The sequence below is a fragment of the Pseudochrobactrum lubricantis genome (genome assembly GCF_041929865.1).
GTDB lineage: Bacteria > Pseudomonadota > Alphaproteobacteria > Rhizobiales > Rhizobiaceae > Pseudochrobactrum > Pseudochrobactrum saccharolyticum.
In genome coordinates, this window is record NZ_JBHEEE010000020.1 from 1 (window position 1) to 21,759 (window position 21,759).

The window sequence follows — 21,759 nt, forward strand, 5'->3', positions numbered from 1 at the left end:
TTTTTGCAGCCTTCATGCATGCACCAGTGGATATAGAGTGCCTCCTGTTTGGCCGGTTTGTTTTCCCATGGCGGGGTGTCATCGCTCATTGTGCTGAGTCCTCATTCAAAACAGCCTCTTCATACCGTCATCTTCCTGATAAATAAAATACTCTCCATGCAGATCGACCTGACCGGCAAGGATATCCACGCTGCTCTTGCCGCGATATCCGCAGACATGGCACCTCATTCGACGTGGCATAGTGAGTATTTCTGTTTCTTCCCCGCACATCATGGCCATGAATCGCGACGGTATATCTCTGATCCGTCCGCAGCCTCCGCAGGTAAGCCGCAGCAGGTCAAGATGACTTAAGATGCGCAAGGTTGGCATTATGCCAGCCCTCCGGTAAAGCCGGACATTTCATCCAGCCGAACCATAGCCATGCGCATCCGACCTTTGCAGCCTCGTGCTTTGCATCGGGCGCGGTTCTCTATTTCATCCAGATAGAGCTGTTCACGACCTTTGGCTGTGCAGATCGTGGCCTTGTTGATGTAAACAAGCCTGCTGCATTTTTTACAGATCATTTCCAGCTTTTGAGTGTCAGATAAATCACTGACCCTGTAATTGGTTTTCCAGTTGCCCATTTAGGCGCGCTCCTCCGTGGCGCAAACGAGTGCGCAGTACAGGGCTTTAGGGTTAAATATCAATTTTGTTCTACAAATGTTCTATTTTTAGAAGGCGGTCAAGTGGGGAGGGGTAGTCAGCAGTGAGTTGATGTGGAGAAGTGTGTGATGCCAACCACGAATCTACTGATCGCGTTGCATTATTTTAGTGACAAAAATTATTTCAATGAGATTTAGAAGGTTGGTGAGTAATTGGTGAGCGATGAATTTTCGTAAGATTCTCTACGCACTCTAACTTATTGATTTTTATGGCGCACCCGACAGGATTCGAACCTGTGACCTCTGCCTTCGGAGGGCAGCACTCTATCCAGCTGAGCTACGGGTGCGCAGTCGCTTTTGATATAAAGCAAAGTCGTTCTAACCCAAGCGATCTTTCGTATCAATGGGGTAGAGCCGAATTGATTGCAGATTATGTGCGTAACTTTGCGGTTACTATCATTGATTTACCGCGCACCGCCTTATCCCTGTCGGATCTTTTTTATTGTGCAGCATTTATGCGAGCAGATGAGTGATTGCTTTTTCTCAAAGGGTGGAGATCGGGCAGGCTTTGATATAGTTGGAGCCGATAAACCGCGCTTATTGCTGTGTTTTTACGGTGCTTGTGATTCTGCACCGGTGTGATTTTGAAATAAAACGGAATAATCTCATGCCTCAGCCGTTAGCCCTGACAAGAAACATATAAGGGCTCAGACTTATGGCAGAACAATCACTTCATAATATTACAAGACTTACACCGGCTAAACTGGCTGACAATTCATCAAAAGCTGTCGTGCCAGTGACTGCAATGCCGCTGAAACAAGTGAAGCAAATCATTGCGGCACTGATCCTTGGTTTTTCAGCTATTTTGATTTTCGGAGCGATCGACGGACTGACCATGCCAATGCGGGTGTCCGTTGCGGTTTTCGTCGTCACGCTTGTATGCTGGGTGATATTGGATTTGCCGGAAACACCTGTGGCGCTCAGTGGTGCAATCGCACTGGCAGTTACCGGAACCGTGAGTAATGAGGCTGTCTATGCGGCGCTTGGCAAAGACATAATCTGGCTGATGCTGGCGGCCTTCATTCTTGCTGCTGTCTTGCAGGCCTCGGGTCTGATTGAGAAGTTGCTGCTGCGTAATCTGACAAGGCTGAAATCCGTCCGGTCGCTATTTTATCTGCTGACATTATTTGTATTCATGACGGCTTTCATCATTCCTTCCACCTCTGCGCGTGCAGCGATTTTATTGCCTGTTTATGTGGCAATTGCCGGTTCGGCAGTCAGTGCCGGTTTCACCCGCGCTTTGGCCTTGTTATTCCCCACGATTATTCTGTTGTCTGCCGGTGCGTCACTCACCGGTGCAGGCGCACATCTGGTAGCTGCGGATTTCATCAGCCGAACCGGTGGTCGTGAAATGGATTTTCTCAGCTGGATTGCTTTTGCCGCGCCATTCTCACTGCTTATCAATCTGATTGCCTGCGAGCTTATTCTGCGCTTGTTTTTGAATGCTGAAGAACGCAAGCAATCGCTGCCGCAATGGGTGGATGAGCAGGACGAAACAGCACTGACACGCCAGCAGAAAATGCTGTTGCTGATTACCGGCGCAACAGTGGTGATGTTTGCCACTACGGCATTACACGGCATTGATATGCCATTGATTGCCTTGATTGCCGCATTGCTGGTGACATCTGAAAAGCTCTCACCGGTTTCTTTTAAAAAAACGCTGAAACTGGTGGAGTGGAACCTGCTGCTGTTTTTAGCCGGTACTCTGGTAATCGGCGAGGCGCTGCTTACCACCGGTACTGCGGAACTGATCGCACAGCGAATGCTAAGTGCTTTTGGTGCCGGACTGGCCGGTTATCCGGCGCTGATTATCGGTTTTGCTGCGATCACGGCGACCTTGGCGCATATTGTCATCAATTCCCGAACTGCCCGCGCTATTGTGCTGATACCTGCGCTTTGTCTGCCGCTGGCCGGTCTCGGAATTGCAGTCACGCCGCTCATTCTGGTGGTTACACTGGCCAGCGGATTCTGCCAGACACTGCTGGTTTCCGCAAAGCCTGTCACATTGTTCGGCACAGCCGATCCGCAGCCTTTCAGCCAGCGGGATTTGCTGCGGCTGGCACTCTGGCTGATCGTGCCATTCATTGGATTGCTGATGATATTCGCCTTGCTGATATGGCCGATGCAGGGAATGAGCCTGAAATAATTCAAAGAGTTACATAGCCCCGATGAAAATCGGGGCTTTTTTTATGTTTTATGAAAATAAATAAAATTCTGCGGAATAAACTGCGTCAGCCCCCGTTCTTCCCTTGCAATTCAATTGTCACAATTTGCAAAGGAAACTGTCACAATGTCTATCACTGTTCTGGTTGCCCCATCAGGTTTCAAAGAAAGCCTGTCCGCGGACGAAGCTGCAGATGCGATTGAGAAAGGCATTCGACGGGCTGTGCCGGATGCACATATTATTAAAGCGCCGATGGCAGACGGTGGCGAAGGTTTTACCAAGGCGCTGATTAATGCCACGCAAGGTACATTGCATGAAGTCATGGTGACGGGGCCGGTCGGCCAACCGGTTCAGGCACATTTCGGATTTCTGGGCACGCGCGGTGCCAATGGTGACGCCAAGCGCACGGCCGTTCTGGAAATGGCTTCGGCCGCAGGGTTGAGCCTCGTACCCCGTGACCAGCGCAACCCGTGCCTGACCACCAGTTATGGTGTCGGCGAATTGGTCAAAGCCGCACTGGATACCGGTGCCGAGCGCATTCTGCTGGGCTGTGGTGACAGCGGTATTAATGACGGCGGCGCAGGTATGGCGCAGGCGCTCGGCATTAAACTGCTCGACAGTGCAGGGCGCGTGCTGGATGCCGGTGGCGCTGCACTTGGCAAACTTGCCGCAATTGATATCAGCAATCGCGATCCGCGTCTTGAAACTGTGCAGATTGATGCGGCTGTGAACTGGCATAATATGCTGCTGGGAGAACGTGGCGTGGCTCGTGTTTTTGGCCCGCAGAAAGGCGCTACGCCGGAGCAGGTGGAAATACTGGCCCATGCTATGGAAAATTATGCGCATCACATCAGTCTGGCGACTGGTATAGATGTCGGTTCTGCGCAAGGGGCAGGGGCTTCCGGCGGCTTGGGTGCTGCGGTGCTGGGTCTGCTCTGCGGCAAGCTGCATCCGCGCTATGAGATCGTTATGCAATATCTCGATCTTGACCGTTATCTGACGGATGCTGATCTGGTGATTACAGCTGAAGGCAGTCTGGACGGGCAGACACCATTCGGCAAAGTCCCTGCAGAAGTGGCCTTGCGCGCCAAAAAACGCGGTACTCCGGTGATCGCGCTGGCGGGTACAATCGGGAAGGGCGTACGCCTCAATCTCGATCACGGTATTGATGCTTTCGCATCTATCCTGAGCCGCCCCTGCTCACTGGAGGATGCGATTGATGCCGCCCCTAAATTATTGGCACATGCCTCGGAAGATGCCGTACGTATGGTGATGATCGGTATGTTGATGAACCATCGTATGGCCGCCTGAACAAAACAAGCGCCTTAATTATAAGCCCTGAAACATCAGTTTCAGGGCTTAATTTTTATCAGAGCATAATTTTATAGTGTTAGAGCGACCTTTGTGCGCCAATGGGGCGCACGGCGCTCTAGCTGCTACAAAGAGACTGCGCATTAATCAGTCCCCAGCCGAAGACAGGATCATGACCTGGTTTTCCCATATCTTTGGCCTGACGGCTTAGCTCTTCCGCAATCTGCCGGTTATCCAGATCGGGCTTTTCAGCTTTCAGCCTTGCTGCTGCGGCAGTGACAAATGGTGCTGCAAAAGATGTGCCGGTCTTTTGCCGTGCGCCGGATATGGAGGCTGCCGTCCAGACGCCGACACCCGGTGCGGCCAGATCAATATGCTCGCCGCGCACAGCGCGTCTGTACGGATTGCCGTTGCGGTCAACCGCGGTTACCGCAATCACATTCTGATAGGCGGCAGGATAAACCGGTTTGGCATGAGGGCCTTCATTGCCCGCAGCCGCAACCAGTGTAATTTTACGCTGTGCCGCCGCCTCTACGGCCTTTTGCAGCAATAAATTATCCGGTCCTGAAAGGCTCATATTGATGAGTGGCACCTGTTTTTCCGCCAGAAGATCAATTGCGCGGATCAGGTCATAGGTTGTGGCGCGGTTATTATCGCCTTTGGTGCCGTGAAACACATCCACTGCAATCAGTTCTGCCTGCGGAAGCAAGCCCGGTGCACGGCTGTTTTCAGCCCCGACAAGCAGAGCCGCAACGGCTGTGCCATGCTGTGTGCCTGATTGCGGCAGTTCATCATCGCTGAGGCGGATGATTTCCAGACGCGCCTGTTTAAGCGATTCATGATCGGGATTAACTGCCGTATCAATCAGGCCGATCTTTGGCAGGGTGGTGCAGGTTGCTGCACCGGCTTTCGGCTCATTCCAGCCGATCAGATCACGCATCAGCGTGCAGTCTGTGCCGTTGCAGGCTGCGGGAGCCGGTGCCGGTTTTGTTTCTGTTTCCGGAGCACTTGTCTGTTCCGGCTGGTAATAATGGTTGAAATCAACCACCGCATCCGGCACGAGCGCGGATACGCGCTGGCGTGCAGTTTGCAATGACATTTTTGCCGGTATTTGCAGGCGCGTGAGCTGTGCTCCTGTCAGGCGCATTTCCACCCTGTCAGCCACAGAGAAACCCTGTTGCTGCAATTGTGCAATATTCTCATCGCTGAGACCGAGTGCCACAAGCCTGCGGGGCTCGTAAACAGGTGCTGCCTGTTGACGTTTCTTTGCTGTGCTGCGGGTTCTGGGCGCCTGTGTTTGACGGCGATTGTCCAGATAGTCCATCAGCGTCTGCGGCCCGCGAAAGCGTTTGCCGCCGTCACTGCCGGAGCGTCCGCTATTACCGGATCCTCCGTCATCATCACTGCCACCTTCATCGCCGTCATCATCATCTGCATAAGCGGCACTGACGACAGAGAACTCAGCGGAAAGCATCAGCGACGGAGCGGTTGTTACAATACCCGTCGCAACAAATAAAAGACTGGCAGAGCGGAGAAGCCTGCCGGTATGCCTGTATAGACAATTTAACATTGATCTGTTCCAGTTTTCTGTTGATGGGCTTTATCGTAAGATTGCCCAAATGCAGAACGTATGGCTCGGTGTTTTATTCGATTTTTCGGACAGAATCCTCTTATGACAGATGACGGACTAAGTTTTTCACAGCGTTTAATAGGTTTTTTACCGAATTTACGCCGTTTTGCTATCGCTTTGTGCCGCTCCCGCGAGTTAGCGGACGATCTGGTGCAGGCCGCCTGTGAAAAAGCACTGGCCGCAGAACACAGTTTTCAGCCCGGCACACGCTTTGATGCATGGATGTTCCGCATCCTGCGCAATATCTGGATTGATACATTACGCAGGCAGAAAACTGCCGGTATCAGCGATGATATTGCCAATCATGAAGATATCAGCACACCATCAGGTGAAGATGCGGCTATTGCCCGTATGACCCTGCAAAATGTGTCGGAAGCAATCGGGCATTTGCCTGACGAGCAGCGCGAGGTGCTGCTTATGGTCTGCGTGGAAGAGCTTTCCTATAAGGAGACTGCGGAGCTGCTTGAGATACCGATAGGTACTGTGATGAGCAGGCTGGCGAGAGCGCGGAAAAATCTTGCTGAACGAACGGGAATAGACAAGGATCCCATGCGTTTATCCCCTGTGAAAGGCGGTAATCAATGACACAATCCCAACCGCATAAAAATTTCAGCGATGAAGAGCTGATGGCCTTTGCCGATGGCGAGCTGGATGAAGAGACAACGGCGCGCATTGAAGCAGCTATGGAGCATGACGATGCGCTGATCGCGCGCGTGGCACTGTTTATGGAAACCCGCGCGGCAGCACAGGACGCTTTGCGGCCGATGCTGGATGAGCCGGTGCCGGAGGCATTAATGGCCGCCGTACAGGGCATGGTTGCACGCCATGAACAGGAAAAACAGCAGAAAACTGTTGAGGTGGCAGAGCCGGTTTCAGCAGATGCAGAGCGCGGGAATGTCATTGTTCCGTTTCGTGCAAAGCCGCGCAAACCGCTTTTTGCAGCCAACTGGTCGGCAGCCGCTGCAGCTGTTTTGCTGGCTGCGGTTACCGGTTTCAGCGGTTATTTCATGGGGCAAAGCGGCCTGCAAAATGCGCAGCCTGAAGGTGCAGGTCTTGCTTCGCTCACAGCATCTGCCGTGCAGGCACAATTGCATAAAGTGGCTTCCGGCGAGACTGTCAATTTGGCTGAGCAGAATGCCTCTATGCAGGTGATTGCCAGCTTCCGTGACGGGGAAAATCATCTCTGCCGTGAGTTTCGTCTGAACAGCGCGGGGCAGTCCGGCTATGTGGCTGTGTCGTGTCTTGAGCAGGAGGATTGGAAATTGCGTTTTGCGCTGGCTTCCCAGCAGGATACGCAAAATTATATTCCTGCCTCAGCACAGGAAACTGTCGATATTTATTTGCAGTCCATTCAGGCCGGTGCACCGTTGTCAGCGGAAGAGGAAAGGGCGGCACTCAAGCAGTGATGCATCACAGGAAAGTCTTATTGTACGGGCATCTTTGGGAAATTGTTTAAAGTCTTTTCAAAGATGTCAGGAAAAAACAATGCAATATTCAAAGCAGATTTTAGCTGCAGCTCTGGTCTCAACACTGCTGGTTGCGCCTGCATCCGCCAGAAATGCGGTGATGATGCCACTGCCGGATAAACGGATTGCAGTGATTTCAGAAGGTGATCTGGAACCTGCATCCATCGGCAGTTACACGGTTGCGCTCTATAAAGATGACGGGCTGATTGACTATCTTGGCGGTGGAATTTTTGCACGCGACGGCTCTGTTTTTGGTGACAAGGGCGAGCCGCGTGTCAGTTTTGCGGATATTACCGGCGACGGTAATCCCGAGATGATTATCGCCAAACTAACCGCAGGTTCCGGTAATTATCTGGATGTGGATGTGCTGAAACTCGGTGATAGCACGGTTGAGCGGTTGCTGAATTTTGCAAGCGACACCAAGAAAGACCTGCTGATTGAAGCCAAACGTGCCTATAGCCAACAGCAACAGAACCTGAAGAAACCATAAAACGGCTTTTATTACCGGCTCAGGCTCAGCGCCTCTGACAGATAACCGACAAGAGCACGGACATTGGGTGCCTGCGCTTTGGTTGAGGGATATACAGCATGAATTACCGGCTCATTAAGCCGGTAATCGGGAAGCAACTGTATCAGTTGTCCTGTTTTTATATCCTCGCTAACAATCCAGAGCGGCAATTGTGCTATACCCAGACCGCGTATCACTGCATTGCGCAATGTTTCATGGCTGTCTGTTATCAGTCGCGGCACATGTCTGATGCGCTGCGCACGACCGCGTTCATCACGGAATGACCATTCATAGTGAGGACGGCCGGCGCTGACAGCACGTTCAATTTTGGGAAAGCCAAAAGCAAGGGTCGGAAATCCTGCGAGATCTTTCGGTTCTGCCGGCGGGGACGCATCGCTGAATAAATCCTTGCTGGCGATGAGACATTGCGGATTTGCACCAATCACACGGGTCACAAGCGCATTATTCTCCTGATGACCGTTATTGTCCTCGCGAATAACGAGGTCATATCCTTCGCCGATCACATCAACATTTCTGTTCATGCATTTGAGATGCACATCAACCTTGGGAAAGTGCTGCATGAATTCTGTAATCAAATCGCTGATTTTATAATTGAGCGGCCCGACGGGGCAGACAATGCGGATCGTACCGTTTGGCTCCTCGTAATTGCGGTCGATGATACGCTGTGCGGCCTCAATATTTTCGAGCACAACAAGACATTGGCGGTAATATTCAGCCCCGACCTCAGTGAGTGCAAAACGGCGGCTTGACCGGTAGATCAGCGTTGCCTGCAAAAACTCTTCCAGATTGGTGATGTGCCTGCTTAATGTCGATTTTTGCACGCCCGTTATCCGTGCCGCAGCAGCATAGCCGCCGTGCGTGACCACTTGGACAAAATAGAACAAGTCGTTCAGGTTCTGCATCGTTGCAAATATAGAATGCTGCGTTTCAGTATTCAAATCTTTTCTAATAAAGGCGCCGATGTTACTATTTCACCGCGTTGTTGTTTTTCAGAAAACAACGGTCGGTAAATTTCGTCACCCGCAAGTAACTATCATCTTATCTGCTTGAAATTAAATCAGAATTGCGTTTCGGCTGAGGCTTTGATGCTCTCGGTTCGGGACGTTATTGGAATTGTTTTCCCTGTGTTCGAGGAGACTATGCAATGACAAGCGAACCCATTCGTGATCCTGTAAAAGACCGGCTGCTCAGCCCTAAAAACTCAGCCTTTATCATTATTGATTACCAGCCTGTGCAGGTGAACTCCATTGCCTCCATGGACAGGCAATTGCTTATCAATCATATCGTTGGCGCATCCAGAGCTGCACGCGTTTATGATTTGCCGATTATTCACTCAACCGTGAATGTAAAAACCGGTCTCAATAAGCCTCCTATTCCGCAAGTCCGCAAAGCCCTTGAAGGAATTCCGACGATTGACCGCACCACAATCAATTCCTGGGAGGATGTTGAATTCCGTAAAGCCGTAGAGCAGGCCGGACGCAAGAAACTGATTATGACGGCGCTCTGGACTGAGGCCTGTCTGACATTTCCGGCGATTGATGCGCTTGCTGAAGGCTATGAAGTCTATGTTGTGGCTGATGCTGTGGGCGGTACTTCGGTACAGGCGCATGAAGCTGCATTGCGGCGCATAGAACAGGCGGGCGGCAAGATGATCAGCGTGGTTCAGCTGTTCTGCGAATTGCAGCGCGACTGGCAGCGCAAGGAAACAGTTCCGCAATTTATGGATCTGTTCATCCAGACCGGCGGTACCGCAGGTATCCAGTTCTCCTACGACAAAGCCGAGTAAGCTTTGCTTCCAATACGGGCAGAACATTTCCGGTTTATTCTGAACCATAGGAAATGCTCTGTCCGGATTGAACAGGCAGGGATTTCAAATGAGAGGAGCATGTTTATGGGCGATCTCTTCGTTGTTGTCAGCCTGCGCGCCAAGGCGGGTAAAGAAGGAACATTACGGCGCGATCTTAAGGCGATTGTCGATCAGTCCCGCAAAGAAGAGGGGAATATCAGCTATGATCTGTTCATTGATCGTACAGACCCGTCCCGCTTTGTTTTCATAGAGCACTGGGCATCACAGGAACATCAGCACAAACATCATAATGAAGGGCCGCATATTCAGTTTTTCCATGAAAACGGGTCGCAAAATGTCGAAAATACTGAATTCGCCTATTTCCTTGACCGCTTGGAATGACACGGCGCGATTTTCCCGTACAATCCCGCGCATAATAAAAAACCCTGCCGCAAGGGCAGGGTTCTGATTATTATATGACCGGTTCGCTTATTGTGTGATTTCGAACTTTACGGTCACATTCACATTGTAGCTGTTTTCACCGGCTGAAACCGGTACTGAATCAGCCATTGCTTCCTGAGCCATTGCGACCATTTTGGTGCGTGCCATCGGCATCGGGCGCGGATTATTGCCATATTCGGTGATTTCAAGCACGCGGCCAAGCTTTGCACCGGCAGTTTCAGTCAGAACTTTTGCCTTTTCCATGGCATTTTCCATGGCTTTTTTACGGGCATCCATCAGCACTTTTGACGGATCATCATTGACGAAACGCAGGCCGCCGCTCTGGTTGACGCCGAGATCAATGGATTTATCCAGCAGATCGCCGACTTTATCGAGATCACGCACACGCACGGTCAGACCGTTGGTTACGTTATAGCCGATGATTTTTGGTGCTTTCAGGCCGTTTTTATCGCTCGGATAAGTGTAAGTCGGCTGAATATTCACACCTGAGGTTTGCAGGTCACGGTCTTCAATACCGGCTTCTTTCATCGCAGCCAGTACCTGAGACATTGCCTTATTGTTGTCGGTCATCGCTTCACGGGCGGTTTTAGCTTCCCGCAAGACGGTCAGGTCGAGAATAGCCATATCCGGAGCGGCCTGAGCTTCACCTTCACCGGTGATAACAATGAATGCCTGCTGTTTTTCTGACACATTTTTCTCCTGTGCAAAGGCCGGTTGCGAAAGCGCACTGGCAAAAGAAACCGCAAGAAATGCTGAAGCGAAAAGGGCGGCTGTTTTACGGTGTGTCATAGTTTCTCCTGATAATGAAATCGGTTTAACTGCTATATTTCAATGAATTACGGATGTTTTTAGGCTAAAAGCAGGCAATCTGATTATAGTTTTGCGACAGGCATAAATTCCTTGCATAGCGGCAGCAAATAATTCTCCGTCAAAGGTGCCAGCGGCAGTTCCACTTTTTGCCGCGGATCAACCCAGACAATTTCTTCAATTTCTGCGGCCTTGGCGACCGGCTGCGTGAGGGCAATGCGAAAGACCTCAGCCTCAACCGTATAGCCTGGCTCATTTGCGGCCGGTGCCGAGAAAGCCCCGAGATAATGCGCCTGATCCTGATTAACCGTTAGTCCCAGTTCTTCACTAAGCTCACGCTGTAATGCTGCAACCGGTGTTTCTCCGTTTTCAATCTTACCGCCTGCCTGCATGAATGCGGTTGTGCCCGCTTTGCGTACCAGCAAGATCCGGTTGTCCGGTGCCATCAGAATTGCAGCTGCAATGCGGATACGGTTTGTCGGGGTAGTTTCTGCGGACATGAGAAAAACTCCTGAGGGCAGTGTTAAAAGGAACTTCAGACAAGCGACAGCTTCTTATAGCGACGCAAATATGAAGCCTGGATGAATGATTTTCTGCAATATAGTCTGATTTGAGCAAAAATCTTCGTCTATCAGGCAACAAAACACCGGCTCATGCATTATTCAGAAAATCAGTGGGCAGAATAAGCGCTTCTGTAGAATGTGTTTTTTCATTCTGTCAGCCTGAAGATTATGATTGGTATAAAATTCTACAATAGGACAAAATTAGGAATTTATTTTTGCATAATAAATTGCAGGACGTGGAATTATATCTGTGATGGTTTGAGTGGCCGTGACATCTTATTCGCAACACGGACTGCACCACAGCAGCTCCGCCCGGAAAGCTTTTATAAGATGAGAATAACCTTTTCAGTGAAAAGGTTGCGTTTAAAAGGACAAGGTATATGAGCTGGTTTAAGTCTATTGTTGCAGTTGGTGTGTTGCAGTCAGCCGTTCTGGCTTCGGGCGTTATGACCAGCCAGTCTTTCGCTGATGCTGCTCTGGATCGCATCAAAGCGGAAGGCGTTCTCAAGATCGGTACAGAAGGCACTTATGCGCCGTTCACCTATCATGACAAAGACGGCAAACTGGTCGGTTTTGACGTGGAAATCGGTCAGGAAATTGCCAAGCGTCTCGGCGTTGAAGCCAAATTCCTTGAAGGCAAATGGGACGGCTTGATCGCCGGTCTCGATGCCAACCGCTATGATGCGGTTATCAATCAGGTCGGCATTACGCCGGAACGCCAGAAGAAATATAATTTCTCCGAGCCTTATATTGCTTCAAAAGCCGTGCTGATTGTGAAAACCGGCAATACGGATATCAAGAAATTTGAAGACCTGAAGGGCCGCAAAGCCGCACAGTCGCTGAGCAGCAACTATGGTAAAATTGCCCGTGAATATGGTGCGGAAATTGTTGCCAATGACGGCTTTGACCAGTCAGTTCAGCTGGTGCTGAGCGGCCGTGCGGAAGCAACCGTGAATGCCAGCCTGTCCTTCCTCGACTTCAAAAAGCAGAAGCCTGATGTGCCGCTGGAAGTTGCTGCCGAGCTTGAAAATGCTGATCGTTCCGGCGTGTTGCTGCGCAAAGGCGAGGAAGATTTGCTTGCCGAAGTCAACAAAGCGCTTGAGCAGATCAAAACCGACGGCACTTATGCCAAAATCTCCGAAAAATATTTCGGCGCAGACGTCTCTAAATAAGTTATCCTCCCGGAACTTTGATACCGGCGATATATTATCGCCGGTTTTCCGTTGCGCAGGCAACGGGGCAGGAACCATTTTCAGCCTCAGCAATTCCGTCTGAGGGGAAACAATTATGACGGGGACGCATTCAATGTCTGACGTTTTATCGCTTATGCTTGAATCTTTGGGGCCGCTGTTGTGGGCAGCTCTGGTTTTCACTATTCCGCTGACATTATTGTCATTTCTGTTCGGCACAACACTCGGTCTTTTTGTGGCTCTGACCCGATTGTTCGCACCGCGTCCCGTTGCAGCAATCGTCAATTTTTATGTCTGGCTGATCCGCGGCACACCGTTGCTGGTGCAGCTGTTCCTGATCTTTTACGGATTGCCGAGTGTCGGCATTACGCTGGATGCATTTCCGGCTGCTCTGATCGGCTTTACTTTAAGCATCGGTGCTTATTCCTCTGAAATTTTCCGCGGCGTGATTGTCGCTGTGCCGAAAGGACAGTGGGAAGCGGCCTATGCAACAGGCATGAGCTGGGGGCAGGCGATGCGCCGCACGATCCTGCCGCAAGCTGCGCCCAATGCCGTGCCGCCACTGTCCAACAGCTTCATTTCTCTGGTTAAGGACACATCTCTGGCCGCCGCAATTACCGTGCCTGAAATGTTTCAGGCGGCGCAGCGTATCGTTGCGGTTACCTATGAGCCGCTGATCCTTTATGTCGAGGCCGCGCTGCTTTATCTGGCACTCAGCTCTGTGCTGTCTTATCTGCAAACCCGTCTGGAAGCACGTCTGAAGCGTTATGGCGGCTTTCTGGAGGTCCGTTCATGATGATCGAACTCAAAAATATCGTAAAAAAATTCGGCGACCATACCGTGCTCGACAATATCTCTCTGTCAATTGCCGAAGGCAGTGTGACAGCCTTTATCGGGCCGTCCGGCGCCGGTAAAAGCACATTGCTGCGCTGTCTCAATCTGCTGGAAGTGCCGACTTCCGGTGATATTGAAATTGCGGGTGACAGGCTGAGTTTTTCTCCTGAACGCAAAGTCAGCCAGAAAGAAATCCACCTGATCCGCCGCCATTCCGGCATGGTCTTTCAGAATTTTCAGCTGTTTCCGCATCGTACAGTCACCGAGAACATCACTGAAGGTCTGATTACAGTTCAGAAATGGCCGAAGGAAAAGGCGAGGGAGCGGGCAAAGCAGCTGCTTGAAAAGGTAGGCCTGTCGCAGAAGGCTGATGCATGGCCTGCAACCCTCTCTGGTGGTCAGCAACAGCGTGTCGCCATCGCCCGTGCATTGGCTCCGTCGCCTAAAATTCTGCTCTGCGACGAGCCGACTTCGGCACTTGATCCGGAATTGTCCGGTGAAGTGGTGGATGTTCTGGCGCAGCTGGCCAAAGAAGGCACCACAATGATTATGGTGACCCATGATTTGCGGCTGGCATCGAGAATAGCCGAGGATGTGCTGTTTATCGATAATGGTGTGATTGTTGAGCGCGGCACCGCGCAGGCAATCTTCCGCTCGCCGAAGGAAGAGCGTACTCGCCGCTTCGTGAATACGCTGACCCATGAAGGTCAGGGTTTCAGTCAGGGTGCGGGTATTTGAATTTGTTCAAAACATTAAAAATATAGTGTAATATATTGATATAAATAATAATCTTGCAATCAAATGATTGCAGGATTATTTAAATTCATTTGAATGGGATATAGTCTTATCTAGAAGCAGTTTGAGTGTTTCCGGAAAAGTATCCGGCATGATTTCAAATTCCTGAATATCAGTCCATTTGTCCTCAAATGCATAGTATTCATAGCGGATATCGAAAACTTCAATTTCTATCGATGGTATTGAATATAACCATATAATGCGAATTGTCGGCCAGCAACCCAAACATATTTCATTTGGAACTTGGTATCGCTCTGTGGCAAATTTTACGAATTGCAACGCGTTTTCAAGGGTATTTTGTTCAACATTGGGATTTTGAATAGCAACCTTATGAATTGCAGCCTCAACTTCGAACCATGTAGCGCAATTTATAACGAGGTTATCATCATAATCCGGCATTGTCGTTTAGCTCCGACCTTTTTAATCAATCTGGTCGCTGTCGACTTCGTTTTCGGCTTTGGCAAATACGTCAACATCTTCGTTCTTGCCGGATTCTACTGTAAATTCACGCTGATAGAGACGGTCTTTGTTTTTGGCCACAGCGATATAATCACCGGATGCAAGCACCAGCGATGCATAGGCGCTGACACTTTCATAGACGATATCACCATTGGTATTGACGATATTCCATGATGTATCGGCAAGCGCTTCCCCGCCGACATCGCGCAGCAATTTCAGGGTGACTTCCGCCGCATTATGCTCAACAGTTGCCTCCGTCAGTTTACCGGCGCTGACCACAATTTCAGCGCGGATTACGGCATTGGCATTGCCGTAATTGGAAACCACGTGATAGGTGCCGCTATTGAGGCGCACCACCGTATCCGGTTTGATATTCGGTACGATCAGCGAGCGCTCATTGCCTTCATCGTCATTCTCATAGATCGAGAAGCGCAGGAATTTGTCAGAAATTTCCTTGCCATCCGGCAGTTTGGCGCTGAGTTTCAGACCGCCTGCATCAAGGATCAGCTTTTCATGGCGACTGGCATTGCGCACAGTAATGCGCTTGGTGGCTCCGGCGCGGCCAAAGCTGACATGCACGAGATAGCTGCCTTCCGGCAGTGAAAAGCTGGCAGTGCCGCCTGTTGCTGTTGCAATCAGCGGCAGCTTGTCCTCACCATCCGGTTCCGGTGAGAATACACGCCATACCAGCCCCTGGCTCAGAGCAGGACCGTCCGCTGTCAGCTGTGCTTCCAGCAGCAACTCATTCTGATTGGCCAGCGGTGAGTTCTGCAGGCTGCGAGGATCAGCGTAAGGTGTGATGCCTGCTGCCGGAGCTGCCGGCGACATAATTGCACCGGTCGGCGGTGTATTGTCCGGCGTTCCGCTTTCAGGCACTGAAATTTTTGGTAATTGCAGCTTGTCGAATTGTGCGCCCGGCACAACGCGCATGGAAAAACCGTCCTGCGTTTGAGGCAGTTCCTGAGCTGACGCTGAACCACTGATCATCAGACCCGTCGAAACCAATGCAAAAGCGCAGAGATTGCGGCATTGCTTTACACGCTGTGTGTTCTTGGCTGATAAGTTTCTGGCGTGCAGAACAGGGCTGAATTTCATAAGCCGGTACTCATTTGAATTTCAAAGTCTCAAGTCTTTATTGTTTGACCGCAGTGTAAAGGCATTTTCAAGGCTGCGCCCAGCAAAATATCGCCCGTTTGCATTATAAACACATATTACTGCATATGCGCTCTGTCATTGCAGAGCAGAATTGGCAATAAAGACGGTCATAATGACGGAATCGAACAGAACAGGCAGGAAGTAACGTGTCAGATCTCATTGATTTTTTGAAAACCCGCAGCTCCACACCGATTGTCGGCCTGATTGAGCCTGCACCATCGGCTGATGAACTGGCGCAGATCCTGACAATTGCCTCCCGCGTGCCGGATCACGGTAAGCTCAATCCGTGGCGCTTTATCATTTATCGCGGCGATGCCCGCATTCAGATTGGTGAAATGCTGGCAGAGCGGGCAGCACAGCGCGCACAGCAGCAGAATGAAGAATTTAACGACAGCCACCGTGAGAAAGAGCTGAAACGCTTCTCCCGTGCGCCGCTTGTTATCGGAATTATCTGCAGCCCGCGTGATACAGACCGTATTCCTGAATGGGAGCAGTTCTTGTCATCTGGTGCTGCGGCGATGCAGCTTTGCAATGCTGCCAATGCACTGGGCTATGGCAGCAACTGGATTACCAACTGGTATTCCGATGATGAGGAGGGCAAACGCCTGCTCGGAGTTGCTCCCCATGAAAAAGTAGCCGGTTTTGTGCATTTGGGTACGCCTAAAGCTCCGGCGCCGGATCGTCCGCGCCCTGATTTGCAGGCAATTGTTTCGGACTATAGCGGGCCATATCAGGGCTGAACCGGCTTGCCGGAACGGAAAAGCAGAGTAATTTGATGTTTTATGAACCGCAAAACGGCCATGGCCTGCCGCATAATCCGCTCAAGGCCATTGTTGCGCCGCGTCCGATCGGCTGGATCGGCACGCGCTCGAAAGAGGGGGCTTTGAACCTCGCCCCTTATTCCTTTTTCAACATTGTCTGCGATACGCCGCCTTTGCTGATGTTCAGTTCATCAGGCTACAAGGACAGTGTGGCTTTCATTGAGGAAACACGGGAATTTACGGCCAATATGGTCGGTGAGCATCTGGCAAAACAGATGAATGCAACATCCGTCAATGCGCCGCGCGGTGCCAGCGAGTTCGACTATGCGGGTTTAACGGCGGCTTCGTGTGAGCAGATTGCTGCGCCGCGTGTAGCGGAGGCCTATGCATCGCTGGAATGCGTTGCCGTGGATATTCGGCAGTTACAGGGCAGGGATGGCCAGCTGACGGATTCCTATATGGTGATCGGCGAGGTTGTCGGCGTGCATATTGATGAGGCTATTCTTACCGATGGTCTGATTGATATCAGCAAATCCAGACCGGTAACCCGTCTTGGCTATATGGATTTCGCCACAACCGACACGGTTTATCAGATGTTCCGCCCCAAATGGGGCGAATAATCTGTTACATAATCTGTTCCATAATCTGGGGGCAGGCCGGAGAATTGTAAATCTTACTTTCCGGCCTGTTTCGCTTTATTCCAGAGTGCTTCCATCTCATCGAGAGTGGCTGCTTCCAGCGAATGACTGTTACTGTTCAGTTCGTCTTCAATGAAGTGAAAGCGGCGCTTGAACTTCTCATTGGCTGCGCGCAGCGCCATTTCCGGCTCCAGTTCAAGATGGCGCCCGAGATTGACCATGGCGAACAGCAGATCACCATATTCTTCCGCAATATTGGCCTTGTCCTGATTATCCATCGCCTGACGCAGTTCCTGCGTTTCTTCCGCAACCTTATCCAGAATAGGCGCGGCTTCCGCCCAGTCAAAACCGACGCGCGCAGCTTTCTGCTGATATTTCAGTGCGCTGACCAATGATGGCAGATAAGTGGGCACGTCATCGAGAAAGCCTTTTTTCTCAGTGGTTTCAAGACCAAGCGCAGTGCGGCGGGCAATGCGTTCATCTTTTTCAATCTGTTTGATACGGTTCCATGAACCTTTGGCCATACCGGCCGAGCGCGCCTCGTCATCACCAAAGACATGCGGATGGCGACGGATCATTTTGTTGGTCACAGCTTCCACAACATGACCAAAATCAAAACCGCCTTTTTCTTCGGAAATACGGGAATGGAACACTACTTGCAGCAGCAGATCACCAAGCTCTTCACGCAGGTCGTCCATATCATCGCGCTCAATGGCATCAATGACTTCATAGGCTTCTTCAAGTGTGTAAGGTGCGATAGTGCTGAAATCCTGCTCCACATCCCAAGGGCAGCCGGTTTCAGGATCACGCAGCGCTACCATAATGTCTAAAAGGGTCTGAATATCGCGGGAAGGCTGCATGTCTGGTTCCTGTCTCAACAGCGACCGGAAATAATTCCGGTTTATGATATGGCAATTTAAACCTACTGGTGCCATAAAATCGGGCACAAGAAAACCGTCTGTAAACAAATCAGCGAGAGACGAATGACAATTCTGGTAACCGGCGGTGCCGGCTATATTGGCTCGCATACTTGCGTTCGCCTGCTTGAAACCGGCCATGATGTGGTCGTGGTTGATAATTTCGACAACAGCCACCCGGAGGTTTTTCAGCGTATTGAGCAAATCACCGGAAGAATGCCGAAGCGCGAAACCGGCGATATCCGTGACCGCGAGTTTCTCCAGAAAGTCATTCAGACCTATCAGTGTACATCGGTGATCCATTTTGCCGGTTTGAAAGCTGTCGGTGAATCGACCCAGAAGCCGCTTTATTATTATGACTGCAATATGCTCGGCACTTTGCGCCTGCTGCAGGCCATGCGCAGTACCGGCGTGAAAAAGCTGGTCTTTTCTTCCTCCGCCACTGTTTATGGTGATCCGCAGCATCTGCCGCTGGATGAAAACCATCCATTATCCGCGACCAATCCTTATGGCCGCACCAAGCTGATGATCGAGGAAATGCTGCGCGATCTCTATAATAGTGACCCTGAATGGAGCATTGCCATTCTGCGCTATTTCAACCCTGTCGGCGCTCATGAAAGCGGGCTGATCGGTGAGGATCCGAAGGGTATTCCGAATAATCTGATGCCGATTATTGCGCAGGTTGCCACCGGCCGCCGCGAAAAACTGAGCATCTGGGGGAATGATTATCCGACACCGGACGGTACCGGCGTGCGTGATTATATCCATGTGACCGATCTTGCCGAAGGGCATCTCAGAGCGCTTGCAAAGCTGGATGAGCCAAAATGCATGGCTATCAATCTCGGCACAGGTGAGGGCTATAGCGTGCTCGATGTTATCAAAGCTTTTGAGCATGTTTCCAACCAGCAGATCCGCTATGAAATTGCACCGCGCCGTCCCGGTGATGTTGCGTCCTGCTATGCGGACCCTGCTCATGCCAAAGAGCTGCTTGGCTGGAGTGCCAGGAAAACTCTGCGTGAAATGTGCGCAGATATGTGGAACTGGCAGTCAAAAAATCCGAACGGATATGCGGATTAAAATTGCCTGAAAGATATTTGCTTTGCATCACACTGATGGTGCAAAGCAACAATTATATCTGCCGTAAAATCATTTAATTATAATGATATATGCCATTATTTTAATTGATTACATCAGATGCAGAATACAGAAATGAGTTTGGATATATGCGTTTTCTTCCCGATAAATTTATCTCGACTCTCATTCTGGCAATTCTGGTCGCTTCGCTTTTACCCGTCAAAGGTGAGGCTGCTTACTGGTTCGGACTGGCGACAAAATTTGCAATCGGATTGCTGTTTTTCTTGCATGGGGCAAGATTATCGCAGCAAGCCGTTGTGCAGGGCATTGTGCACTGGCGGCTGCATCTCGTCGTATTGGCGGTCACTTTTGTTGTATTTCCGCTGATCGGGCTTTCGCTTGGCTGGGCTATTCCGGGTTTTGCAAATTCGGCATTTTATGCGGGAATTCTGTTTCTCTGCGTTCTGCCATCTACTGTTCAGTCATCCATCGCGTTCACTTCCATCGCCAAAGGCAATGTACCTGCTGCGATTGTTTCCGCTTCCGCATCCAATATTCTCGGAATGTTTCTGACGCCGCTGCTGGTCGGATTGCTGTTCACAACACAGGGTGAGGCGGGCATTTCGCTTGATGCATTAGAGTCCATCCTGCTGCAATTGCTGGTTCCTTTCGTTGCCGGACAGATTTTACAGCCATGGATCGGGCATTTTATACGCCGTCATAATAAAGCGCTGGGGCTTGTCGATCGCGGTTCTATCGTGATGGTCGTTTATCTCGCTTTCAGTGAAGCGATGGTACAGGGATTGTGGACGGAAGTTTCCGGTCATGATCTGGCAATTATGATTGCCGTGAATATCGGTCTGCTGGCCTTCATTCTGTGGTTTACCGGCTTCATTGCTAAAATGCTTGGCTTCTCGCGTGCAGACCGGATTACAATCATTTTTTGCGGGTCTAAAAAGAGCCTTGCGAGCGGCGCACCAATGGCCAGCGTGATCTTTCCGGCTGTGATGGTGGGCGGAATTGTACTGCCATTAATGATTTTTCATCAGATACAGCTGATGGCTTGCGCAGTTCTTGCCAGAAGATATGCGGCACAGGCGGATGCGCTTGAAAGCAGTCAGGCAGAGCAGGGACTTTGACAGTACAAGAGAAGAGGGTGCATCACCCTCTTCTCTTTAAGTTTATGATATATATTGATAATTTATGCGTAGCCATTAAGCCTTATCGACGAATTTTTTGATTGTATCTTTAGCTTTGCCTTTGGCCTGCTGGGCTTCACCTTTCAGTTCCTGTGCACGGCCTTCAGCCTCTAATTTTGCAGAACCGGTAGCCTTACCAACTGCCTGCTTGACATTACCGGCGGCTTCGTTAGCAAGGCCTTTGATTTTATCTGTTGTGCTGTTCATGATAATCTCCCTTGAGGGTGTGATGTGAAATGACTTCACCGGATCAACGTATAAGCAGCGCAACAGTTCCGGTATTTGTGCAGCGTATTCCTAAATACAGAAAGTTATAAAACATGTCTGAGACGCCGATATTTGATGAAGACGCGCTGGAACAAGCCTATAATGAAGCGCTGAAACTGGAAAAATCCGGTGATTTTGACGGTGCTGCAAAAGCCTATCAAAAGGCGCTGGAGATTGATCCGGCAGACCATGGCGGCGCTGCTGTAAGACTGGCCAGTATGGGACGAGGCGCTGTGCCTGTGAGCGCGCCTCCGGCCTATGTCGCCACTTTGTTCGATCAGCATGCAGAGATGTTTGACACGATCCTCGTAGACGAGCTGGGTTATGATGTTCCGCTGCAGCTGACCGACCAGCTGGAAGAAATTGATCCTGATGCGCATTATGCTCGTATGCTCGATCTGGGCTGCGGTACTGGGCTTGGTGCGGATGCCTTGTTCGAAATGACCGAGCATCGCACCGGCGTTGATATCGCTGAAAACATGATCGCGATTGCGGATGAAAAAGGCGATTATAATGCGCTCTATGTCGGCGAAGTTGTGAATTTCCTTGACCAGACGACTGCGCCGGCATGGGACATTATTATCGCTACGGATGTGCTGCCATATATGGGTGAGCTGGAGTCGTTTTTCTCAAAAATCCCGCTGAATTTGAACCGCAACGGTATTTTCGCATTTTCAAGCGAAACGCTGGCTGACAAGGATTTTGCCGGCCGTGATTATACCGTCGGGCCGCATCAGCGTTTTGCGCATAAACGGGATTATGTTGAAAAGCTGCTGCTGAGCCATGGCATTAAAATGCTGCGCGTGACGGATATCACTGTGCGCAGCGAACAAGGCAAGCCGGTTCCTGGCCATTTGTATATTGCCCGTAAGGTTTAAGCCTTAAAATCCAAGGGGTATAGGACGGCAGATGCGATATCTGCCGTTCTTCTATATATCAATTAGTTCCATAATCTATCTTATGTGATTTATACATATAACAGCTATATAGAGATGCGACACTTGGGCAAATTAGAGATGCGACAGATTTTGCAGCTCATGCCCTGTTCAAA

25 protein-coding genes and 1 tRNA gene are annotated in these 21,759 nt (G+C 50.5%); 15 read left to right on the forward strand and 11 right to left on the reverse strand.

Annotation, left to right across the window (positions count from 1 at the left end):
* Window positions 1–105: 105 nt before the first annotated feature.
* The 3 genes from JNC80_RS19140 to JNC80_RS19150 all read right to left on the reverse strand — a co-directional run bounded on the left by JNC80_RS19140 (window position 106) and on the right by JNC80_RS19150 (window position 988).
* A complete protein-coding gene (locus JNC80_RS19140) occupies window positions 106–369 on the reverse strand; it encodes a hypothetical protein (RefSeq protein ID WP_376711318.1) in 264 nt (87 codons plus the stop codon).
* Entirely contained in the window at window positions 369–623 is a 255-nt protein-coding gene (locus tag JNC80_RS19145; protein WP_376711319.1) for a hypothetical protein, read from the reverse strand. Before JNC80_RS19145 ends, JNC80_RS19140 begins: the two co-directional genes overlap by 1 nt.
* Window positions 624–911: 288 nt before the next feature.
* Window positions 912–988, reverse strand: a tRNA-Arg gene (locus JNC80_RS19150).
* A gap of 368 nt (window positions 989–1,356) precedes the next feature.
* Between JNC80_RS19150 and JNC80_RS19155 the strand changes: the two genes are divergently transcribed.
* On the forward strand, window positions 1,357–2,847 hold the full coding sequence (locus tag JNC80_RS19155; RefSeq protein ID WP_376711320.1) for an SLC13 family permease: 1,491 nt from the start codon (window positions 1,357–1,359) through the stop codon (window positions 2,845–2,847).
* A gap of 144 nt (window positions 2,848–2,991) precedes the next feature.
* Window positions 2,992–4,176, forward strand: coding sequence for a glycerate kinase family protein (locus JNC80_RS19160; protein ID WP_376711321.1), 1,185 nt, complete (start codon window positions 2,992–2,994; stop codon window positions 4,174–4,176).
* 118 nt (window positions 4,177–4,294) lie between these two features.
* Here the strand turns inward: JNC80_RS19160 and JNC80_RS19165 are convergent, their stop codons facing one another.
* The gene (locus JNC80_RS19165; protein WP_376711322.1) at window positions 4,295–5,746 is read right to left on the reverse strand and encodes a S8 family serine peptidase; all 1,452 of its coding nucleotides are present in this window, start codon (window positions 5,744–5,746) and stop codon (window positions 4,295–4,297) included.
* A 102-nt stretch (window positions 5,747–5,848) separates the two neighbouring features.
* Between JNC80_RS19165 and JNC80_RS19170 the strand changes: the two genes are divergently transcribed.
* The 3 genes from JNC80_RS19170 (at window position 5,849) to JNC80_RS19180 (ending at window position 7,762) form a co-directional block, all read left to right on the forward strand.
* Window positions 5,849–6,391, forward strand: coding sequence for an RNA polymerase sigma factor (locus tag JNC80_RS19170; protein ID WP_022711802.1), 543 nt, complete (start codon window positions 5,849–5,851; stop codon window positions 6,389–6,391).
* Complete coding sequence (locus JNC80_RS19175; RefSeq protein WP_376711323.1) at window positions 6,388–7,212, forward strand: anti-sigma factor family protein; 825 nt, start codon at window positions 6,388–6,390, stop codon at window positions 7,210–7,212. Before JNC80_RS19170 ends, JNC80_RS19175 begins: the two co-directional genes overlap by 4 nt.
* A gap of 79 nt (window positions 7,213–7,291) precedes the next feature.
* The gene (locus tag JNC80_RS19180) at window positions 7,292–7,762 is read left to right on the forward strand and encodes a PliI family lysozyme inhibitor of I-type lysozyme (RefSeq protein ID WP_376711324.1); all 471 of its coding nucleotides are present in this window, start codon (window positions 7,292–7,294) and stop codon (window positions 7,760–7,762) included.
* An 11-nt stretch (window positions 7,763–7,773) separates the two neighbouring features.
* Here JNC80_RS19180 and JNC80_RS19185 read toward each other — a convergent pair whose 3' ends face one another.
* Window positions 7,774–8,703: a LysR substrate-binding domain-containing protein gene (locus JNC80_RS19185; RefSeq protein ID WP_376711334.1), complete on the reverse strand. Its 930-nt coding sequence runs from the start codon at window positions 8,701–8,703 to the stop codon at window positions 7,774–7,776.
* A gap of 242 nt (window positions 8,704–8,945) precedes the next feature.
* Here JNC80_RS19185 and JNC80_RS19190 point away from each other — a divergent pair, with 242 nt between their 5' ends.
* Window positions 8,946–9,587 carry a hydrolase gene (locus JNC80_RS19190; RefSeq protein ID WP_116089418.1) on the forward strand — a complete coding sequence of 214 codons (642 nt, stop codon included), beginning with the start codon at window positions 8,946–8,948 and terminating at the stop codon, window positions 9,585–9,587.
* A 105-nt stretch (window positions 9,588–9,692) separates the two neighbouring features.
* On the forward strand, window positions 9,693–9,989 hold the full coding sequence (locus JNC80_RS19195; RefSeq protein ID WP_376711325.1) for a putative quinol monooxygenase: 297 nt from the start codon (window positions 9,693–9,695) through the stop codon (window positions 9,987–9,989).
* 87 nt (window positions 9,990–10,076) lie between these two features.
* On the opposite strand, the gene JNC80_RS19200 is transcribed toward JNC80_RS19195, so the two are convergent.
* Both JNC80_RS19200 and JNC80_RS19205 read right to left on the reverse strand, forming a co-directional pair.
* Complete coding sequence (locus JNC80_RS19200) at window positions 10,077–10,838, reverse strand: SIMPL domain-containing protein (RefSeq protein ID WP_022711796.1); 762 nt, start codon at window positions 10,836–10,838, stop codon at window positions 10,077–10,079.
* 83 nt (window positions 10,839–10,921) lie between these two features.
* The gene (locus tag JNC80_RS19205; RefSeq protein WP_376711326.1) at window positions 10,922–11,356 is read right to left on the reverse strand and encodes an NUDIX hydrolase; all 435 of its coding nucleotides are present in this window, start codon (window positions 11,354–11,356) and stop codon (window positions 10,922–10,924) included.
* Between the two features lie 443 nt (window positions 11,357–11,799).
* Between JNC80_RS19205 and JNC80_RS19210 the strand changes: the two genes are divergently transcribed.
* The 3 genes from JNC80_RS19210 to JNC80_RS19220 all read left to right on the forward strand — a co-directional run bounded on the left by JNC80_RS19210 (window position 11,800) and on the right by JNC80_RS19220 (window position 14,181).
* Entirely contained in the window at window positions 11,800–12,591 is a 792-nt protein-coding gene (locus JNC80_RS19210; RefSeq protein ID WP_022711794.1) for an amino acid ABC transporter substrate-binding protein, read from the forward strand.
* A gap of 133 nt (window positions 12,592–12,724) precedes the next feature.
* Window positions 12,725–13,405: an amino acid ABC transporter permease gene (locus tag JNC80_RS19215; protein ID WP_075655132.1), complete on the forward strand. Its 681-nt coding sequence runs from the start codon at window positions 12,725–12,727 to the stop codon at window positions 13,403–13,405.
* The gene (locus JNC80_RS19220; RefSeq protein WP_151159372.1) at window positions 13,405–14,181 is read left to right on the forward strand and encodes an amino acid ABC transporter ATP-binding protein; all 777 of its coding nucleotides are present in this window, start codon (window positions 13,405–13,407) and stop codon (window positions 14,179–14,181) included. Before JNC80_RS19215 ends, JNC80_RS19220 begins: the two co-directional genes overlap by 1 nt.
* Before the next feature lie 75 nt (window positions 14,182–14,256).
* Here JNC80_RS19220 and JNC80_RS19225 read toward each other — a convergent pair whose 3' ends face one another.
* On the reverse strand, window positions 14,257–14,637 hold the full coding sequence (locus JNC80_RS19225) for a hypothetical protein (RefSeq protein ID WP_376711327.1): 381 nt from the start codon (window positions 14,635–14,637) through the stop codon (window positions 14,257–14,259).
* A 21-nt stretch (window positions 14,638–14,658) separates the two neighbouring features.
* Window positions 14,659–15,627, reverse strand: a complete 969-nt coding sequence (locus JNC80_RS19230; RefSeq protein WP_376711335.1) for an RgsD C-terminal domain-containing protein — start codon at window positions 15,625–15,627, stop codon at window positions 14,659–14,661.
* A 371-nt stretch (window positions 15,628–15,998) separates the two neighbouring features.
* Between JNC80_RS19230 and JNC80_RS19235 the strand changes: the two genes are divergently transcribed.
* Complete coding sequence (locus JNC80_RS19235; RefSeq protein ID WP_376711328.1) at window positions 15,999–16,592, forward strand: nitroreductase family protein; 594 nt, start codon at window positions 15,999–16,001, stop codon at window positions 16,590–16,592.
* Window positions 16,593–16,627: 35 nt separating this feature from the next.
* Complete coding sequence (locus JNC80_RS19240) at window positions 16,628–17,233, forward strand: flavin reductase family protein (RefSeq protein WP_221719577.1); 606 nt, start codon at window positions 16,628–16,630, stop codon at window positions 17,231–17,233.
* Between the two features lie 53 nt (window positions 17,234–17,286).
* Here JNC80_RS19240 and mazG read toward each other — a convergent pair whose 3' ends face one another.
* On the reverse strand, window positions 17,287–18,111 hold the full coding sequence (gene mazG / locus JNC80_RS19245) for a nucleoside triphosphate pyrophosphohydrolase (RefSeq protein WP_376711330.1): 825 nt from the start codon (window positions 18,109–18,111) through the stop codon (window positions 17,287–17,289).
* Window positions 18,112–18,234: 123 nt separating this feature from the next.
* Here mazG and galE point away from each other — a divergent pair, with 123 nt between their 5' ends.
* Window positions 18,235–19,245, forward strand: coding sequence for a UDP-glucose 4-epimerase GalE (gene galE / locus JNC80_RS19250; protein ID WP_376711331.1), 1,011 nt, complete (start codon window positions 18,235–18,237; stop codon window positions 19,243–19,245).
* 146 nt (window positions 19,246–19,391) lie between these two features.
* Entirely contained in the window at window positions 19,392–20,381 is a 990-nt protein-coding gene (locus JNC80_RS19255) for a bile acid:sodium symporter family protein (protein ID WP_376711332.1), read from the forward strand.
* 75 nt (window positions 20,382–20,456) lie between these two features.
* On the opposite strand, the gene JNC80_RS19260 is transcribed toward JNC80_RS19255, so the two are convergent.
* A complete protein-coding gene (locus JNC80_RS19260; RefSeq protein ID WP_075655140.1) occupies window positions 20,457–20,648 on the reverse strand; it encodes a CsbD family protein in 192 nt (63 codons plus the stop codon).
* A gap of 113 nt (window positions 20,649–20,761) precedes the next feature.
* Between JNC80_RS19260 and JNC80_RS19265 the strand changes: the two genes are divergently transcribed.
* Complete coding sequence (locus JNC80_RS19265) at window positions 20,762–21,586, forward strand: methyltransferase domain-containing protein (RefSeq protein WP_376711333.1); 825 nt, start codon at window positions 20,762–20,764, stop codon at window positions 21,584–21,586.
* Window positions 21,587–21,759: the final 173 nt, after the last annotated feature.

Excerpts from the sequence above, each read along its gene's own strand:
- JNC80_RS19140 (WP_376711318.1), bottom strand. The coding sequence starts at position 369 with ATGCCAACCTTGCGCATCTTAAGTCATCTTGACCTGCTGCGGCTTACC.
- JNC80_RS19145 (WP_376711319.1), bottom strand. The coding sequence starts at position 623 with ATGGGCAACTGGAAAACCAATTACAGGGTCAGTGATTTATCTGACACT.
- JNC80_RS19155 (WP_376711320.1), top strand. The coding sequence starts at position 1,357 with ATGGCAGAACAATCACTTCATAATATTACAAGACTTACACCGGCTAAA.
- JNC80_RS19160 (WP_376711321.1), top strand. The coding sequence starts at position 2,992 with ATGTCTATCACTGTTCTGGTTGCCCCATCAGGTTTCAAAGAAAGCCTG.
- JNC80_RS19165 (WP_376711322.1), bottom strand. The coding sequence starts at position 5,746 with ATGTTAAATTGTCTATACAGGCATACCGGCAGGCTTCTCCGCTCTGCC.
- JNC80_RS19170 (WP_022711802.1), top strand. The coding sequence starts at position 5,849 with ATGACAGATGACGGACTAAGTTTTTCACAGCGTTTAATAGGTTTTTTA.
- JNC80_RS19175 (WP_376711323.1), top strand. The coding sequence starts at position 6,388 with ATGACACAATCCCAACCGCATAAAAATTTCAGCGATGAAGAGCTGATG.
- JNC80_RS19180 (WP_376711324.1), top strand. The coding sequence starts at position 7,292 with ATGCAATATTCAAAGCAGATTTTAGCTGCAGCTCTGGTCTCAACACTG.
- JNC80_RS19185 (WP_376711334.1), bottom strand. The coding sequence starts at position 8,703 with ATGCAGAACCTGAACGACTTGTTCTATTTTGTCCAAGTGGTCACGCAC.
- JNC80_RS19190 (WP_116089418.1), top strand. The coding sequence starts at position 8,946 with ATGACAAGCGAACCCATTCGTGATCCTGTAAAAGACCGGCTGCTCAGC.
- JNC80_RS19195 (WP_376711325.1), top strand. The coding sequence starts at position 9,693 with ATGGGCGATCTCTTCGTTGTTGTCAGCCTGCGCGCCAAGGCGGGTAAA.
- JNC80_RS19200 (WP_022711796.1), bottom strand. The coding sequence starts at position 10,838 with ATGACACACCGTAAAACAGCCGCCCTTTTCGCTTCAGCATTTCTTGCG.
- JNC80_RS19205 (WP_376711326.1), bottom strand. The coding sequence starts at position 11,356 with ATGTCCGCAGAAACTACCCCGACAAACCGTATCCGCATTGCAGCTGCA.
- JNC80_RS19210 (WP_022711794.1), top strand. The coding sequence starts at position 11,800 with ATGAGCTGGTTTAAGTCTATTGTTGCAGTTGGTGTGTTGCAGTCAGCC.
- JNC80_RS19215 (WP_075655132.1), top strand. The coding sequence starts at position 12,725 with ATGTCTGACGTTTTATCGCTTATGCTTGAATCTTTGGGGCCGCTGTTG.
- JNC80_RS19220 (WP_151159372.1), top strand. The coding sequence starts at position 13,405 with ATGATCGAACTCAAAAATATCGTAAAAAAATTCGGCGACCATACCGTG.
- JNC80_RS19225 (WP_376711327.1), bottom strand. The coding sequence starts at position 14,637 with ATGCCGGATTATGATGATAACCTCGTTATAAATTGCGCTACATGGTTC.
- JNC80_RS19230 (WP_376711335.1), bottom strand. The coding sequence starts at position 15,627 with ATGCGCGTTGTGCCGGGCGCACAATTCGACAAGCTGCAATTACCAAAA.
- JNC80_RS19240 (WP_221719577.1), top strand. The coding sequence starts at position 16,628 with ATGTTTTATGAACCGCAAAACGGCCATGGCCTGCCGCATAATCCGCTC.
- mazG (WP_376711330.1), bottom strand. The coding sequence starts at position 18,111 with ATGCAGCCTTCCCGCGATATTCAGACCCTTTTAGACATTATGGTAGCG.
- galE (WP_376711331.1), top strand. The coding sequence starts at position 18,235 with ATGACAATTCTGGTAACCGGCGGTGCCGGCTATATTGGCTCGCATACT.
- JNC80_RS19255 (WP_376711332.1), top strand. The coding sequence starts at position 19,392 with ATGCGTTTTCTTCCCGATAAATTTATCTCGACTCTCATTCTGGCAATT.
- JNC80_RS19260 (WP_075655140.1), bottom strand. The coding sequence starts at position 20,648 with ATGAACAGCACAACAGATAAAATCAAAGGCCTTGCTAACGAAGCCGCC.
- JNC80_RS19265 (WP_376711333.1), top strand. The coding sequence starts at position 20,762 with ATGTCTGAGACGCCGATATTTGATGAAGACGCGCTGGAACAAGCCTAT.